The following is an 824-nucleotide window of genomic DNA, read 5'->3' on the forward strand; positions in this document are numbered from 1 at the left end:
CTTTGGCGCGCAGAGTTTATGGTTGAAGGTACAGCTCATGCGGACATTCTGGGACGCAGCACTCCCCCGAGCGCCACGATTACAGAGCACTATCGTTCAAATTAATCAGAGAAGGTGTATTGGCTTCACCCCGGCTCGCATACCAAGTGGGTTTGCCTTCAGGACCTGGTTTACTTTTGAAACCCATTTACTTTCTTCTGCAGAAATAATCTCGCACGCTTCTTTGATGATCGGAGTTGTCAGATACGGTCTTACAGACGGCGGTACATCCTCTGGCAAATCGTCGACACTCAATTCCGACAAAAAAATCAATGATCGCTGGAACGCGATTCGAGTAGCCTCTATAGTCTGGCCTGCTAGTACGCTGTATGGAAAGCTGTATCCATCGGGAAGGTCGATAATGTGCGCCCCAGATCTGACGGCGGCTTCAACGATCCCAGCCCAAGCAAGCGCGCGCCACCCGAAAGGCTCGAAGATCGTCTCTTTGCGGGGGCTCATGTTCAACCTCACTGCCTCGATGCACCGTAGCATAGCATACCAGTCATGATCGATCAGCATCAACAAATCATGAGACGGCTTATGCTAGAGATTGTAGATGGCCTCAGGTAAAAGAGGTCTCGTTCTTTAATTGTGAAGCCGGGAGCAGTAGCGCCCCCGGCTACGGCCTTTACCCCAGCCGTTCCAGCAGCTTCTTCGCCCGGCCTTCCATCTCCAGCCGCGCGTCCAGATGGGGCTTCGCGCGCGCCGCGGCGGTGATGCCCTGGACGAAGTCGAAAACGGTCTCGGGCGGGCGGCCCTCTGTAAGCGCGACGTCGGGGCCCTCT

At 55.0% G+C, this 824-nt stretch carries 1 protein-coding gene and 1 pseudogene; both read right to left on the reverse strand.

Annotated elements, in window-relative coordinates:
- Positions 1 to 105: 105 nt before the first annotated feature.
- Entirely contained in the window at positions 106 to 558 is a 453-nt protein-coding gene (locus ACTZWU_RS16705) for a hypothetical protein (RefSeq protein ID WP_444738489.1), read from the reverse strand.
- Between the two features lie 109 nt (positions 559 to 667).
- Positions 668 to 824 (reverse strand): annotated as a pseudogene (locus ACTZWU_RS16710) (DUF932 domain-containing protein); the annotation flags it as partial.

Origin of the sequence: Paracoccus sp. NSM (assembly GCF_052379855.1) — a bacterium.
GTDB lineage: Bacteria > Pseudomonadota > Alphaproteobacteria > Rhodobacterales > Rhodobacteraceae > Paracoccus.

Excerpts from the sequence above, each read along its gene's own strand:
- ACTZWU_RS16705 (WP_444738489.1), bottom strand. The coding sequence starts at position 558 with ATGCTGATCGATCATGACTGGTATGCTATGCTACGGTGCATCGAGGCA.